This is a genomic window from Chryseobacterium sp. JV274 (assembly GCF_903969135.1).
In the GTDB taxonomy this organism is placed as follows: Bacteria; Bacteroidota; Bacteroidia; order Flavobacteriales; family Weeksellaceae; genus Chryseobacterium.
In genome coordinates this window covers 3,816,082-3,830,573 of sequence record NZ_LR824569.1, presented here as the reverse complement: position 1 = coordinate 3,830,573, position 14,492 = coordinate 3,816,082, and the positions used below count along the sequence as shown (strand labels likewise).

General features: G+C 36.1%; 8 protein-coding genes. 6 read left to right on the top strand and 2 right to left on the bottom strand.

The window, feature by feature from the left end:
- Positions 1-134 precede the first annotated feature (134 nt).
- The 5 genes from CHRYMOREF3P_RS17675 to CHRYMOREF3P_RS17655 all read left to right on the top strand — a co-directional run bounded on the left by CHRYMOREF3P_RS17675 (position 135) and on the right by CHRYMOREF3P_RS17655 (position 8,546).
- Positions 135-1,523 carry an NADH-quinone oxidoreductase subunit N gene (locus tag CHRYMOREF3P_RS17675; RefSeq protein WP_262484609.1) on the top strand — a complete coding sequence of 463 codons (1,389 nt, stop codon included), beginning with the start codon at positions 135-137 and terminating at the stop codon, positions 1,521-1,523.
- 475 nt (positions 1,524-1,998) lie between these two features.
- Positions 1,999-2,415 (top strand): hypothetical protein, encoded by a 417-nt coding sequence (locus CHRYMOREF3P_RS17670; RefSeq protein ID WP_139348466.1) that lies wholly within the window; start codon positions 1,999-2,001, stop codon positions 2,413-2,415.
- The gene (locus tag CHRYMOREF3P_RS17665) at positions 2,349-3,074 is read left to right on the top strand and encodes a S41 family peptidase (protein WP_180565797.1); all 726 of its coding nucleotides are present in this window, start codon (positions 2,349-2,351) and stop codon (positions 3,072-3,074) included. The genes CHRYMOREF3P_RS17670 and CHRYMOREF3P_RS17665 overlap by 67 nt, the downstream gene beginning before the upstream one ends.
- A 480-nt stretch (positions 3,075-3,554) precedes the next feature.
- On the top strand, positions 3,555-6,020 hold the full coding sequence (locus tag CHRYMOREF3P_RS17660) for a TonB-dependent receptor plug domain-containing protein (RefSeq protein WP_180565150.1): 2,466 nt from the start codon (positions 3,555-3,557) through the stop codon (positions 6,018-6,020).
- A 213-nt stretch (positions 6,021-6,233) separates the two neighbouring features.
- Entirely contained in the window at positions 6,234-8,546 is a 2,313-nt protein-coding gene (locus CHRYMOREF3P_RS17655; protein ID WP_077413853.1) for a GAF domain-containing protein, read from the top strand.
- Between the two features lie 7 nt (positions 8,547-8,553).
- Here the strand turns inward: CHRYMOREF3P_RS17655 and CHRYMOREF3P_RS17650 are convergent, their stop codons facing one another.
- Both CHRYMOREF3P_RS17650 and CHRYMOREF3P_RS17645 read right to left on the bottom strand, forming a co-directional pair.
- Entirely contained in the window at positions 8,554-9,477 is a 924-nt protein-coding gene (locus CHRYMOREF3P_RS17650) for a bestrophin family protein (RefSeq protein ID WP_077413852.1), read from the bottom strand.
- Positions 9,478-9,496: 19 nt separating this feature from the next.
- Entirely contained in the window at positions 9,497-10,678 is a 1,182-nt protein-coding gene (locus CHRYMOREF3P_RS17645) for a Pycsar system effector family protein (protein ID WP_047382145.1), read from the bottom strand.
- 26 nt (positions 10,679-10,704) lie between these two features.
- Here CHRYMOREF3P_RS17645 and CHRYMOREF3P_RS17640 point away from each other — a divergent pair, with 26 nt between their 5' ends.
- A complete protein-coding gene (locus tag CHRYMOREF3P_RS17640) occupies positions 10,705-14,421 on the top strand; it encodes a metallophosphoesterase (protein ID WP_180565149.1) in 3,717 nt (1,238 codons plus the stop codon).
- Positions 14,422-14,492 lie beyond the last annotated feature (71 nt).

Here is a 14,492-nt window from a genome sequence, read left to right as displayed (position 1 = left end):
AGATTTAAAAATTAAAAAATTAAGAGATTAGAGAGCATAAAGATAAAAGACGAAGAGATTAGGGATGGGAACTTTTGAACCCGGAACTTTAAACTCAAAACCTTAAACTTTAAACTTCAGATCTCGCACCTCAAATCTATATTATGAGTGTTTTAATTATTGTTTTCCTAACGGCAGTTATTGCGTTATTTTCAGGAGTTTTTGAACAAGGAAAATTCGCAAGATACATTGGGATTTTGGGATTAATCATCGCATTGTACGTAAGTTTTATGCCGGAATGTTCGTTCTTCGACCATTACAAGCATATGTATGAGTACAGTGGCAATACCGCATTATTCACTAAAATATCAATCGTAACAACATTATTATTATTCTTTCTGGGAGGTTTTGCGTTCAGCAACCATAGAAGCCACCAGTCAGAATTATATGCATTGATGCTATTTGCATTATGTGGAGGGATCATCCTTTTCGGATACCAGAACCTGGTAACGATGTTCTTAGGAATTGAGATCCTTTCTATTCCATTATATGTAATGGCTGGAGCTAACAAAACTGATCTTAGATCCAATGAAGCTTCTATTAAATATTTCCTTATGGGTGCATTTGCAACAGGTTTCTTACTGTTCGGGATTGCGTTCATCTATGGAAGTGCAGGAAGTTTTGATCTGTACAAGATTCATGATTTTGGAGTAGCTAATTCAGGGAATGTAATGTTTATCCTAGGAGTATTACTTATTCTTTGTGCATTGGCATTCAAGGTAGCTTTAGCACCTTTCCACATGTGGAGTCCTGATGTATATGCAGGCTCTCCTTCACTGATCACAGCTTTCATGGCGAGTGTGGTAAAAATCTCAGGATTCTTTGCCCTATTCAGATTGATGACGCTTGGTTTCACTGGAGTGACTCATGAGTGGATCAACGTTTTAGGAGTATTCTTAATCATTACATTACTTTTAGCAAACGTTATGGGTCTTGCTCAGACAAATGCAAAAAGAATGCTGGCATACTCTTCAGTATCTCATGCAGGATATATCGGATTGGTATTCTTCGGAATGACAAGCCTTTCTACTTATAACTTAGCATTCTATTTATTTGCTTATTCTTTATCTACAGTAGGAGTTTTCATGTGTCTGATCTGGGTAGAGAAATTAAAAAGAGAAACTTCTTTCGGAGCATTTAAAGGATTGGCGAAAACAGAACCTTTATTAGCAACAGCAGCAGCAATCTCTATGCTTTCAATGGCAGGGGTTCCGTTAACAGCTGGGTTTATGGGTAAATTTGCTTTATTCTCCCAGGCTATGAACGGTGCAGCTTTCTTAGTATTGGTAGCGGTATTGGGTTCTGCCTTGTCTATTGCTTACTATTTAAGGCTGATCATCGCAATGTTCTTCTTTAAAGAATCTACATTCAAATCATCAGAAAAAGTAACACTTACTTACAATATCATTGCAGTAATAATAATTGTTTTAATTATTATCCTTGGGGTTTTCCCGGATCTATTTGCAAGAATGTTCGGATTATAAAATCTGAATTATACAATATAAAAAAGCACAGCTATTCAGTTGTGCTTTTTTATTATAAAACAGTGGTCATATCCGGATAAAAACAAAAGCTTATATTTGAAAAAACAAAACCAGGAAACTCCGCATACTTTTAACTTTTACCTCTGTCAAATTTATCCTCCCTCTTTTAATTGAATATGAAAAACATTTTTTGCATCATATTTTTTGCGCTATTATCAATCAGCGGTTACTCTCAAAATAGTAAAGATTATAATTTCGGATTTGAATCAAGAACAGGAAATAATCCGTTACCCGACGGCTGGTTCAGCAGGGGAAACAACAAGGTAAAAATAGAATCAATCCTATCTCATTCAGGGAAAAATCTGTAAGCGTTCAATCTGACACGACAGAACGTACAGGAGGAATCGCATACATTCTTGTCAACAGCTACCGAGGAAAAGAAGTAACGCTGGCAGGCTATATCAAAACAGAAAATGTGGAAAACTCTGCAGGCTTGTTTATAACTTTTGAAGATCAACAGGAAATTCAACTTGAATCTAAAAACGTAAAAACAGAAAACATTCAAGGGGCAGCAGATTGGAAAAAATATACAATCAACGTTGTAATTCCTAAAGACACAGATAAAATTATAATTGGAGGATTCCTTAAAGGGAAAGGAAAAGTCTGGTTTGACAGTTTTAAACTTTATATAGATGGAAAAAATGTTGGAGACTTATCCTCCCAGAATCTCTCCCAATCACCTGATGAATTCTTTCTGGATTCTCAGTTCAGAATAGACAGTCTCAATAACCAACAAATCAATAATCTGTATCAGCTTGGAAAAAACTGGGGATATCTGAAGTATCACAGTTCAGAAGTATCAATTACTTTTTCCCCTACAAAGACATCATAGGAAAGAATTGGGACAGTGTTTTAAAAAACTATATTCCAAAGCTAGTCCATACCAAGGATGAACTTCCTATTTATAAAGAATTTGATCAGAATATCGGTTATATTTATCCTGCTGTTATCACGAAAGATGAGATCCAGACGGTCATGAAAAAATTTATGAATAAAAAAGGAATTATCATTGATCTCCGATGCTATCCTAAAGAATTTTCAACCTCCATAATTTCTGATTATTTTTTTCCTACCTCCAAAGAATTTGCAAAATTTACAGCAACATCATTGCAGCATCTGGGAAAATTTGAGATGAGCGGAAACGCAAAAATTGGAAAAGCAAACAGCAATTATTACAAAGGTAAAATAGCTATTTTAGTGGATGAAACCATACAAAGTGCATCAGAATTTCTTACGTTGGTTTTACGAACAGCTCTCAAATCTGCTGTAATTGGTTCACAAACAGCCGGCACAGACGGAGATCTTTGTGAGATACCTCTTCCAGGCGGAATAATGACCGCCATAAGTGGATTGGGAATATATTACCCGAATGGAAAAGGTACCCAGAGAACAGGTATTTCTATTGATATTCAGGTCAAACCAACCTTACAGTCGATCCGTAAAGGAGATGATCCTCTTATTCAAAAAGCTATAACGTTTATTAATAGGTAATATAAATTATGAGAAGAGGTAACCCTTACTTACGACGTCATTACAGTAGTTGTCATTACTTTGATTATCATTCTGGAAATCTTCCCTGATTTCTTTGCGAATATGTTCGGATTGTAAACAATTTATAAGGAATCAATATAAAACCTTCCAGCTGACTCTGGAAGGTTTTATTTATTTGGTACCTATATCTTTATTGTATGCAAAACATGCATTTTAACTATCCAATACATTAACTATTTCAATATATTTCAAAAAAATTACTATGCTACGCATTGTAAAAAAAATTAAGCAATGAACACTAAAAATATAAAAATTATCAATTATATATTTTTATTTCATTTACATTTAAAATAAAATAACAATTATTAAATTTCAATAAAAATATTGTATTAAAAAAAGTTAAAACAAAACATAAAAAACAATACTACAATCAATACATTTGTTTTGAATTTACAACAAAATACAATTAAAAAACTTGAAATGATGAAGATCAACAACAATGCCGCTGCCGCATTTCTATTATGCTCAATAGGCTTGGCACAAGCACAGGAAAAAGATTCAGTAACCGCGAAAAAGCTGGACGAAGTAGTGATGGTCGGCACCAGAACTGCTCCAAGATCGAGTATCTCCACTCCTCTACCTATTGATAATATAGATGCAGCTATCATTCAATCGTCCGGCCATAGTTCTGTAGGACAAGCACTACAGTACAGGATTCCATCCTTTAATTCTACCAGCGCCGCAGTGCAGGATGCTACTTCATTGCTGGATCCTTTTGAAATCAGGAATATGGGATCATCAAGAACATTAGTTTTGATTAATGGAAAAAGAAAGAATCAGTCTTCTCTCATCTTCACTCAGAATACAATTGGAAAAGGAGAAACGGGAGCTGATTTATCATCTATTCCGTCTATTGCCATCAAAAAAATAGAAATCCTGAGAGACGGAGCTTCTGCCCAATATGGTTCTGACGCAATTGCCGGAGTTATCAATATCATATTAAAAGATAAAATAAACTTTACAGAAGCCAGTGCAAATCTGGGGCTGTACTCAAAAGGAGACGGCTTTTCTCAAAATTTTAATTTGATCACTGGCTCTACATTTAAGAACGGAGGCTTTCTTACATTTTCCACCAATCTCCAGAATAATGATTATGCCTACAGAAACGGAAAGGTAAATGCTTACTGGGATGCACAAACATTTGGAGCCAGTCAAAGTGATGTGGATGCTTATTTAGCCAAATATCCTGATGCTCAAAATAAAAATGCATACCCCAAAAAGAACAGCATAAGTTTTTTGATAAATACTTCCATACCGGTATCTGACCGCTCCAGCCTGTATGCAAATGCTTCATTTGCCACCAAAAAGGTAAGCAGTTTTGCCAATCACAGAACACCTTATTGGGTAAATCCCGCCAATGTTCTGAATTCACCCGACGGCTTTACGCCTACATTTATTGGAGACCTTACCGATTACGGAGCCACACTGGGATACAAAACCAAAACAGAAAGCGAATGGAATATAGACCTGAGCGCAACTTTTGGGGGAAATAAAATTTTATATACAGTAGGAAATACCTTTAATGCAGCATTAGGAGCATCCAGTCCTATTAATTTTAGGCCCGGTGGTTTCAGATTTAATAATATTATCGGGAATATTGATGTTTCCAAAAGATTATCAGAACATATTGCATTGGCATTCGGTTCTGAAGCAAGAAAAGAGGAATATGAAATCTACACTGGAGATCCTGCTTCTTATTATCAAACAGGATCCATTTCTTTTCCGGGATCATCACCAGAAAATTCCGGAATTTTTTCAAGGTATAATATTGGCGTCTATGCAGATGCAGCCTTTGATATTTCCGAGGCCACAACATTTAATGCCACTGCACGTTTTGAAAATTACAGCGATTTTGGAAACTCATTGGTTTGGAAACTCAGTGCAAGACAAAACATCATGGGAAAAAAACTGATCGCCAGAGGATCTGTTTCTACAGGGTTCCGCGCTCCTACTCTTCAACAGGTATATCTTTCTACTATTCAGAATGTTTTTGCTAACGGTAATATCGTTACAGAGGGTCTGTTTAATAATGTAGGTAAAGAAGCTAAAGCAGTAGGAATCCCCAATTTAGATGCTGAAAAATCCCTTAATTTTACCTTAGGACTGGGAATCCAGCCCAATAAAAATTTTTCTATTACCATCGACGGATATCTGATCAATGTGTATGACAGAATCTTACTAAGCTCCAGAATGAGTGATAAAACTACAATTTTAGATCCTTTAAACAATATAGGAATTACCAATGTGAACGCCGCAAGTTTTTTCATCAATGGTGTAGACACAAGAACTATAGGTCTGGACCTTGTCGCCAATTATAGAAATATAGATCTGGCCAAAGGCAAACTTGCCTTTAATCTTGCCCTGAATATGAATCATTCTAAAATAACGGAGAATTCAGACAAGCTGAACGGGCTTAACCTTTCTGCTCCTTTTAACAGAACCGAGGAAGCATTAGCCACCACTTCCAGACCAGCTTTAAAAGCTGTTCTCGGTATAGATTATACCATTCAAAAATGGAATATATCACTCAACAATACTTTGTTTGGAAAAGCTACTTATGCGAACAGCGGTATGCCGGGAGCTAATCTGGCCTGGAATGATCCTAATGCCGAATCACAATCCTATCTGGGATTCAGACCAAGAATTACTACGGATATTACCATCAACTACAATATCAACAGCAAAAATACCATTAACTTCGGTATTCTGAATGTCTTTAATGTTCTGCCTAAATGGGAACTGCGGAATCTACCGGCAAATACAGCGTATGATGAAGTTTATAATACCGTTACCTTCAACGGAAGATATCAGCAGTCCAGCTATGATGCCCAGCATTTCAGCATTTTTGGAACACAGTTTATAATGGGATATAATATTAAATTCTAACATTCATATATTTTTAAATACTAAAGTTGTCCTGAATAATTAGGACAACTTTTTTCAAATTCTAAAAAAACATCTATCTGCGCTTTCTAAATGACTCAAAATAAAAACATTTACAGAAACCTAAACAAAAAAGAAGGGAATCATCATTTATACCCATTCAAAACACATTTGTAAATAGTGTTTTTTTCATAACTTTACTTTAAATTTCAGCTCTTGGCTAATCTCTATAAAAAAGACTCTCCTTTTCAGGTTTATATATCATTCAAAAAATATTTGGATGTTCTGGAACATATCCGGTATAATGACAGATTAGAGTATAGAGTCAACTATGCAGAATCATTGATCGAGAGCACCAGAAATTATAAAGAGCTTAGAGAAGGTTTTCAGGACACCGCTTTTCTCGAACAGCATGAAGACCTCATCAGACTGCTTCTTGCAGATCTTTTCCCAACAGGTCTTACCAGAAATGAAATAAAAGCAGCGAGTATTCCTCTTTCCAATATCACATTCAATTATACCGAAAGGTTTAAAGATATTCTTAAAGATGCCGGACAAGACTTTGAAATAGAGCTCAGAAACATTACAGACAATGAGTTCTATGTATTCTGCTGCTGCCTGATTCTTCAGAGCTACTTCAAAAAAGATATTAAAAGCACTATTCCGTTCTATTATGATATTCCCAATAAACAGGGAATCATGAAACATTATAAGATTACGGTCAATTCAGATTTTACCGAAATTATCCCCACAGAAGATGCTAAAATCCCATCTGATGATGTGCTGGATATGCTTTTGGAAAACCTGGATGATTTTAAGTTGTGGAAAAAGTATTTCCCTTCAGAATCATGGATATTAAAAGGTTTCACTATCATTTCATTAGTAGACTGTACCTCGGAAGTGGCACTTTCTGATCTGAAATCAAGCATGATAGAGATTGATCCTGAAAATTTGAATCCTAATGAAAATCTGACTGAAATTTTCAAATCCTATTTTGATGTTTCGGAATTGAGTTTCGGGCTGATGACTTTTAATAAAAAAGAACAGAAACTGGATAAACTCCCAATTTATGAGAGTCTTCTTACAAATCATATTCTGGATTTCTGGATTAATGCTTTTGATGAAGATACCCGTAAGAGTACATTTAATAATTTAAATCATAATTCAAAGCCTGTAGTTGTTTCCAATGTAAACAACCTGGAGGAAAGTGTAAAACAACTCCCTTCCTTCAGTATTTTAAAGGACAATAATGTCAACAGTTTCATGGTAATTCCTATCATGAAAGACGGTGAACTCCTTGCGATTATGGAGTTTACCTCTCCTATTGCCGGAAGTTTTAATGGTTTAAAACTTAAAAAACTGGAGTTTTTCACTGATATGGTTCTTTTCTCTCTGAACAGATTCTACTTTGAGAAAAACTATCAGATAGAAGCTATTATCCAGCGTGAATATACAACCATCCACGACAGTGTGGTGTGGAAATTCAGAAATGAAGCCGAAAAATATTTCACCGCATCGCTCGGTAAGAAAATATACACCTTAAAGCAGATTGCTTTCAAAAACCTTACTCCGCTGTTTGGTGTTTCGGATATCCGTTCTTCTTCGGAAAAGCGTTATAACCTGATGCTTCAGGATCTTAATCAGCAGATTGAATGGTTGAATGAGATTTTTATACTCACCAATTCCGATTCAGAAAAATTTTTGCTGGCACTGGATGTATTTGAAAATGAACTCAACAATGAGATCAAAGCTGATACAGAACAACGCTTTCAACGATTATTAAGGGAAGAAATTCATCCTTTTTTACAAGGGAAGCTGGAAATAAGAACCTCAAGGGAAATAAAGGCGAAGATCAAAGACTATTTTTCACACATCTTTACGCCAACTGACCTTTTTTATCACCACAGAAAAAATCTGGATGATTCTATCACTCTGGTGAACCGAAAACTGGCAGATATGCTGGACGAAACTCAGATAAAAGCACAGGAAATTTTCCCACACTACTATGAAAGATTTAAGTCTGATGGTGTAGAGCATAACCTTTACATTGGCACCACCATCGCACCTGAGCTTCATTATACTTCAAAAGTTGTTCACAAACTGAGATACTGGCAGCTGAAAACTATCTGTAAAATGGAACTTGAATTTCACTCATTCAAAAAATATCTTCCCGTACAGCTGGATATCGCCTCACTGATCTTTGTCTATAATGAAAAAATAGACATCCGTTTCAGAATGGATGAAAAACGTTTTGATGTAGACGGAGCTTACAATTCCTATTACGAAATTATCAAAAAACGCTTGGATAAAGCCCATGTGAAAGATTCTTCAGAACGCATCACCGCTCCTGGAAAGATCACCATCGTCTATTTCGGAATGGAAAATCAGAAAGAATACCTCGACTACATTTCCAAACTCCAGAAGAAAGGAGTACTACAAAATGATATAGAATTCTTAAGGGTTGAAGATCTTCAGGGAATTACAGGATTGCTGGCACTGAGAGTTTCTTTTACACTTCCACAGGAATAGAAGTTATTTAATCTATAAAGTAAGTATCCGGCTTCTTCAATTCACCTTGAGGAATTCCCGCCTGTTCAAAAATAGAAAATTCAATCGTACGGCAGATACTGTTCAGCGCAAGGTCATTTTCTTCCTCACCAAAAGGCTCACCAATCTCCTGAATAATGGCATCAAGAGCAATAAAGGTATAACTGATTAACAGAACAATCATAGGCATCATCCACCCCAGGGAATCTACCAGTCCGAAAGGAAGCCAGAAGCAGTACAGATATACAGTACGATGCAGAAGAACACTGTAAGCAAAGGGTAACGGAGTATTGTAAATTCTCTCACAACCACCGGAAATATTAGAAAACTGATTCAACTGATGATCCATGGCAGTCATTACAATGGTATCAATATTTCCTTTTTTATTCTGTTCGTTCAGCCAGTCTGCAATAAATCCCAGAATAATACTTGGAATAAATTTTTTATCCTTCACCTCTTCCAGTTGTTCAGGAGAAAGAAGCCCTTCAAGATGTTCTGTTCCGGATTTATCTCTCAGTTGAAAATTCAGCGACCAGGAAAATGCGGAGATAAGCTTAATGATTTTCTCTTTTTCATCTTTAGCTTCGGGAGAAGAATCGTTCACTAACGATAAAATCTGTCTCGTCAAAGATCTGGTTTCAATAACAAGAAGTCCCCAAAGCTTCCGCCCTTCCCAGAAACGATCATAGCTCGCAGAATTACAGAACCCCATAAATATAGCAAGAGCCAGCCCTATCAATGTAAAAATCGTAGGATTCAGATGTACTTTATAATCAAAGATTCTTCCTTTGAAAATATAGATAGCCAGGGAAAACAGCGTGATAATGCTTAGCTGAACAACAATTTTCTTTAATACAGAGCCTCTCCATATAAATAACATTTTCAGCCAATTTGTACGCTGTCTTACTATCATTTGTGTATTTGTTGTTTAATTAAAGACTAAGAAATGCTACTCCAAAAGACAGAACAGAAATAATAATCCCCGCCATAAAGACCTTATAAGTGATAGATAAAAGCTTATATTTCCGATCAAGAACCTTTCCAAGATAATACAGGTCTTTTACCATAGAATCATAAATATAATCTCTGTCTTTGATCAGATCTTTCATGGCATTGTGGTAATCATCAAATTGCATTTGGTGAAAATTTCCAAAGAAAAGCAGATTTACTTTTCTATTGATAATATCGTTAGCAGTGAAGGTTGTTTTGGTAACATTAGGTTTGGTAGATAATATCGCAAAAACAATCGTTAGCACACTAGATAGCAACAAAATGAAACTCGGAAGGATCAGATGGGCATTCTTTGGGGTATCCAGCTTGGGAACCAGTACAGAAAGACAAACCGAAATAATCACGGCATTTACAGATAAAAGGATATTGGCTTTGCTGTCTGCAATATCACTCAGTCTTGTGTGGTTATTAAGCGTTACTCTGAACAACGTATCTACACTTCTGTCAGATTTTTCTTTATCCTTTTTACCTTCTGAATTTTCCTTCTCCTTTTTTTCCTCTTTCTTCTCTTCTTCTTTTTCCAGCTTCTTTTCGATCTTTTTAATGTTCTTCTTTTTTAGAGGTTCCCAGTTTTCTTTTGCATAATCTGTATAAAAAGTATGCTTATTTTTCAGCATATCCAGATTTCCGGCATTCCATTCTTCATTAGAGAAACATCTTACATTCGTCAGCTCCCATTCTTTTCTCAAAGCATCAGAAATATCGTTATAATCATGACCTGCAAAATGACTGAAATCCGCATCTTTTACAATTTTTTCCAGTAAATTCTGAGGTTCATAATGTATTTTCGTAGCCAGAATCAGTTTTTCAACATCCGCGATATAATTTTCTGGATAATTTTCCTCCTGTAAAAAGGCTTTCATTACTTCCACACTCCTCTCTTCATGGTTCAGTGCACATTCTATATACCCGGTATCATGAAACCATAATGCTACGAGTACTTTCTCCTGATCCTCTTGAGAGACAGGAGTATTTTTCATGATTTCCTCAGCCTTATTGACCGTATAGGCAGTATGGATAAAATTATGATAAAAATATACTGAAGATAACTTATCTTTGAATAAGATTTCAACATAATTTTTAGCTTTTTGTAGAATGCTCATTCCTGAAATTTTGTTAATGTAAATTTATGAATTTATCCTTTAAAACTCATCTAAAAAATACTTCTATTGTTCTTCGAACTGTAATGTCCGCAGGAGCCCTTTATTCCTGTGCTACATATAACGTACAAAAGGGCAAAAACTTATTTGAAGTAAAAGATTCTGAGATAAAATCCGAGAATGATTTTAAACTTTTTCTGATTGGAGATGCAGGAAACGCAGATGAACCTCATGCACAAAAAACACTGAGTTTACTGAAAAGCAAACTGGATTCTGCCGACAGCAACTCTATGCTGATCTTTTTGGGAGATAATATCTATCCTAACGGGATGCCTAAAGAAACAGATAAAGAATATGCTTCAGCTAAAGATAAACTGGAAAATCAGCTTGCCATAACGAAGAATTTCAAAGGTAAAACATTTGTAATTCCCGGAAATCACGATTGGTATAACGGACTGGAAGGATTGAACGCTCAGGAAGGACTGGTAAAAAAATACCTCGACGACAAAAAAGCTTTTCTGCCTAAAAACGGATGTCCTATTGATGATATCAACGTTTCTAAAGACATTAAGCTCATAGCTGTTGATACAGAATGGGTTATTGCCAACTGGGACAATTACCCGGGAATCAATAAAAACTGTAATATCAAAACCCGCGAGGATTTTTTCACAGAATTTAAAGATCTGATCATTAAAAATCAGGGTAAAAAAATCATTGTTGCTTTACACCACCCTATTATCAGCAGTGGGACCCATGCAGGTTTTAATTCTGCAAAATCCCATCTTTTTCCTTTAAAAAGTAAGATTCCTGTTCCCGGTGTTGCAAGTATAATCAATATTTTAAGAAGTTCTTCAGGAGCCAGTCCTGAAGATATCAATAACCAGCATTATGCTGATCTGGCCAACAGATTGAAAAGCATCGTTCAGGATAAGGAAAATATTATTTTCGTTTCCGGGCATGATCATAATCTACAGTACCACGAAGACGGAAACCTTAGACAAATCATCAGTGGAGCAGGTTCCAAAACAGACCCGTCTACCATTATAGAAAAAACTGATTTTTCTTACGGAGGAAGTGGTTTTGCTGTTTTAAATTTCAGAAAAGATGAAAGTACAGATGTTGAATATTTTTCTACAAAAGATGCACAGCTTCAAAAACTGACTCATATTTCAGTAATTTCCAAGCCGGATGTATTTATCAATAATTTTCCCAATTCTTTTCCGCAGACATTTTCCTCAACCATCTACCCGGTACAGCTTACTCAAAAAAGAAAATTTTACCGCTGGCTTTGGGGAGATCATTACAGATATTATTATGGAATTCCGATTGAAGCTCCAACTGCCAATCTTTCAGAATTAAACGGCGGATATATCCCTTTCAGAGAAGGTGGAGGAAACCAGTCCAACAGCTTGCGACTGAAATCAGCGGACGGACAGGAATTTGTGATGCGTGGAGTGAAAAAAAGCGCCATCCGTTTTCTCAACAATATGGCTTTCACAAAAAGTACATTGGGTGAAGAGCTCACCGATACTTTCCCTGAAAAATTCTTGTTGGATTTTTATACGACCAATCACCCATTTACTCCGTTTACGATTGGAAATATGTCAGAGAAACTGAATATTTTGCACAGTAATCCAAAACTCTATTATATTCCTAAACAACAAGCTTTAGGGAGATATAACGAGAATTATGGAGATGAAATGTACATGATTGAAGAACGTTTTTCTTCTGACCCTAAAACATTGGCTTATCTCGGTAATGCAAAAGATATCGTTTCCACGGATGATGTATTGAAGAACCTCAGCAAAAGCAATAAATATTCTGTCGACCGAGAATCTTACATCAGAGCCAGATTATTTGACATGCTTATTGGTGACTGGGACAGACACTCGGATCAGTGGAAATGGGCAGAATATGAAGCGGGTGACAAAGTAGTGTATAAGCCTATCCCTAAAGACAGAGATCAGGCATTCAGCAAATATGACGGAGCTGCATTTAAGCTTATTATGAATGTTCCGGCAATTCGCCATATGAAAACCTTTACTGAAGATATCAGCAGTGTCAAGTGGCTTGCTATGGAACCCTACCCGATGGATCTGGTCTTTTTAAAAGGAGCTGATCAGACAGAATGGGAGACTCAGGCAAAATATATTCAGGAACATCTTACTGATGCGGATATTGATGATGCTTTCCATAATCTTCCGAAAGAGGTACAGGACAATACCATTGCTGAAATTCAGAGAAAGCTGAAAGTAAGAAAAACAAAACTTCAGAGCTACGCTGCTCAGTATTATGATGTATTACAGAAAAAAGTATCTCTGGCAGGAACTGTAAATCCTGATAAGTTTGTCATCACCAAAAACGGACATTCAGTACTTGTACAGCAATATAAACTGGGCAAGAACAAAGATCAGAATGAGCTGGTTTTTGAAAAGACCTATCATGATTCAAAAACAAAAGAATTGTGGATCTACGGACTTGAAGATGATGATATCTATGAAGTGGCAGGAACCGGAAACCCTAAAATGAACATCCGGCTGATTGGTGGATATAATCATGATACTTATAATGTTGCTGATGGAAGAAAAGTGAAGATTTATGATTTTAAATCTCAGAAGAATACTTATAACGCTGGCAATGCAACCAAAAACATCACTGATGATTATGACATCAACAGCTATAATTATAAACACCCGAAATACAATTCCTTTGCAGGATATCCAAACCTGGACTATAACCCGGATGACGGTGTCATTGTAGGCGTTCTGGCCAATTATACAGTCAATAACTTCATCCGTGATCCTTATACCCAAAGACATAGCTTAAAAGCTAATTTTTATACTGCTACTGCAGGATTCAGCCTTACCTATAAAGGAGTATTTAAAAAGGCTATCTCAGGTTGGGATTTCAATCTGGATGCATTTTATACGACTCCAAGGTTTTCTCAAAACTTCTTTGGCCTTTCCAATGAAAGTGAATATGATAAGGAAGATACAGAAAGAGAATACAACAGAGCCAGAATTTCAAAATTCAACTTTGCACCTTCTATCTCTCAGAAAAGCTGGATGAATCTGAGTCATCAGTTTCAATTAACCTTTGAAGATAATAAAGTCCAGAGAAAGGCTGACCGCTTCATCAACCAGTCACCGGACGTAAGACCAGGTGTATTTAACAGCCAACAGTTTGTAGGAGCCAATTATACATTTGGCTATAAAAATGCAGATAATACAGCATTCCCTACTCTTGGACTGGAATTTATGCTTAATGCCGATTGGAAAGCAACTCTTTCCGACTTTAATAAAAACTTCCTGACTGTAAAAGGAAAGCTTGCCATTGATCATAGAATTGATAAGAAAGGAAAATTTGTTTTTGCCAATTCCAGTAACGTAATGTGGATCAATAATAACAATTTTGAATTCTATCAGGCGGCTGCAATTGGAGGTAACAATGGGATGAGGGCTTTCAGAAACGAAAGATTCTCAGGAAGATCATATTTTACCAATAATTCAGAGATACGATGGGATTTCGGGAGAGTAAGAAACAATATTATTCCTGCGAATATGGGAATTCTTATCGGATATGATATCGGCCGTGTATGGAATGACAGTGAAAATTCCAGAAAATGGCACCAATCTGCCGGTGCCGGTGTATGGCTGAGCATTGTAGAAATGATGTCTGCAAGACTGAATTATTTCTATGGTTCAGATGGTGGAAGACTTTCCGCAGGGATAGGAATGAAATTTTAAATAATCAAATTTTCATCATCAGTATTACAATTTTAAGACAGATACAAAACATTCTTTAAAACCTATTAAAA

Bases quoted from the DNA above. Each gene is read 5' to 3' on its own strand.
- CHRYMOREF3P_RS17640 (WP_180565149.1), top strand. From the start codon at position 10,705: ATGAATTTATCCTTTAAAACTCATCTAAAAAATACTTCTATTGTTCTT.
- CHRYMOREF3P_RS17650 (WP_077413852.1), bottom strand. From the start codon at position 9,477: ATGATAGTAAGACAGCGTACAAATTGGCTGAAAATGTTATTTATATGG.
- CHRYMOREF3P_RS17645 (WP_047382145.1), bottom strand. From the start codon at position 10,678: ATGAGCATTCTACAAAAAGCTAAAAATTATGTTGAAATCTTATTCAAA.
- CHRYMOREF3P_RS17660 (WP_180565150.1), top strand. From the start codon at position 3,555: ATGATGAAGATCAACAACAATGCCGCTGCCGCATTTCTATTATGCTCA.